This is a genomic window from Mangrovimicrobium sediminis (genome assembly GCF_004745945.1).
Taxonomy (GTDB): Bacteria; Pseudomonadota; Gammaproteobacteria; order Pseudomonadales; family Halieaceae; genus Mangrovimicrobium; species Mangrovimicrobium sediminis.
The window spans coordinates 1-1,596 of the sequence record NZ_SRLE01000034.1 but is presented as its reverse complement, the minus strand read 5'-3'; the positions used below and the strand labels follow the sequence as shown (position 1 = coordinate 1,596).

Annotated in this window: 2 protein-coding genes; both read left to right on the top strand. The window is 66.9% G+C overall.

Going from position 1 to position 1,596, the window contains the following annotated elements:
* Positions 1-661: hypothetical protein (locus tag E4634_RS21605; RefSeq protein ID WP_167855021.1), on the top strand; the 661-nt coding region annotated here is incomplete at its 5' end.
* Positions 662-735: 74 nt separating this feature from the next.
* Positions 736-1,470: an SDR family oxidoreductase gene (locus E4634_RS21060; protein WP_135446657.1), complete on the top strand. Its 735-nt coding sequence runs from the start codon at positions 736-738 to the stop codon at positions 1,468-1,470.
* The last annotated feature ends 126 nt before the right edge of the window (positions 1,471-1,596 follow it).

The following is a 1,596-nucleotide window of genomic DNA, read 5'->3' as shown; positions in this document are numbered from 1 at the left end:
GCGCGGTTTCCAGCACGCCGAGCGCTTCGAGGTGGCCGCCGAGCAGATCATGCCGGACATCCTGCAGCCCTGGCGCTACCTGAGCGTTTACGACTTCGACCTGCCGGCGCCCGAGATCGACCTGCCCGCCCTCGGCCCGCTGCTGGCTCAGGCGCGCGACGCCGGCTGGACGGCAGCCGACGACGCCGAGCGCATCTACAGCTACCGCCTGTTCGGCGACTGGAAGCCCAGCCCGAACTGGCAGCGCGACAAGCCTTTCTCGGGCGTGTCCGTAATCCTCGGCAACTATGTCGCCGGGCACTACGATGAGTACCAGGCCTGGTACGAAGACGTGCACAGCCACGAAGTGATCAACGTCCCCGGCCACGTGGCGATGAAGCGCGGCGAGCTGGCCGAGGTGCAGATCGAGCCGCGGCGCCACTGCCCCGGCGACCAGCTGGTGTTGTGCGCCCAACAGTCCGACGACCTGTGGTTCACCATCGGCGATTTCAGCGCCCGAGCCCAGGGCAAGAGCCCCAGCGGCGTGGCCATGCAGCCGCGCTCGAAGACCGGCTCTTTCGCGCGCACCGTGCACTACTTCAACAAGATCAGCGGCGACGCTTTCTGGCCCGGCGGTGTCGCCTATGCCGGCGACCTTTCCGTGTACGCGAAACAGGATTGAGCTACAGGCACCGACAAACGACGACAACAACAATATAATTCCCGCGCACCCGCGGTTTTGCAGGAGAACAAGCCATGTCAAAAATCATCGTGATCACCGGCGCCGGCGTCGGCCTCGGCCGTGCACTGGCGCGGCGTTTCGCCCACGACGGCGAGCGCGTCGTCCTGCTCGGCCGCACCCTGTCCAAGGTCGAGGCGGCCGCGGCGGAGATCGGCGACAACGCCATGGCGGTGGGCTGCGATGTCGGCGACCCCGACTCGGTGCGCGCCGCCTTTGCCCGCATCGGCGAGCAGTACCCGCAGATCGACGTACTGATCAACAACGCGGCGATCTTCGAACCGTTCCAGGTGGTCAACGCCAGCGACCGGCAGATCCTCGGCGCGGTCACCACCAACCTGGCCGGCCCGATGCTCTGCGCGCGCTCGGCGATCCCGCTGCTGGCCGCCGGCGGCCAGATCATCAACGTGACCAGCGAGTCCATCGCCCTGCCCTTCCCCCACCTGTCCGTCTACCAGGCGACCAAGGCGGGCCTGGAGCGCTTCAGCGAGAGCCTGCGCATCGAACTGGAAGACAGCGGTATCCGCGTCACCAATGTGCGCGCCGGGGCCATGTTCGAGGAGGGCAAGACTTGGGACGTGGACATGAACGACGCCATGGCCTTCCACCAGGCGGCGATGGCGGCGGGCCTGAACCTCACCGAGCGGCCAATCTCCCAGTTCGAGTCGGTCACCGATGTGTTCCGGGTCCTGCTCGACCTGCCGGCGGACCTGCAGACCGCCAGCATCAACCTGCACGCGCGCAAGTCCTGAGCAACCCCGGGGGGATAATAAAATGGACGAGACTTTCGACTATGTAGTGGTGGGCAGCGGTGGCGGCTCCCTGTGTGCGGCGCTGGTCATGCGCGCCGCGGGCAAGCGCGTGCTGGTGCTGGAGAA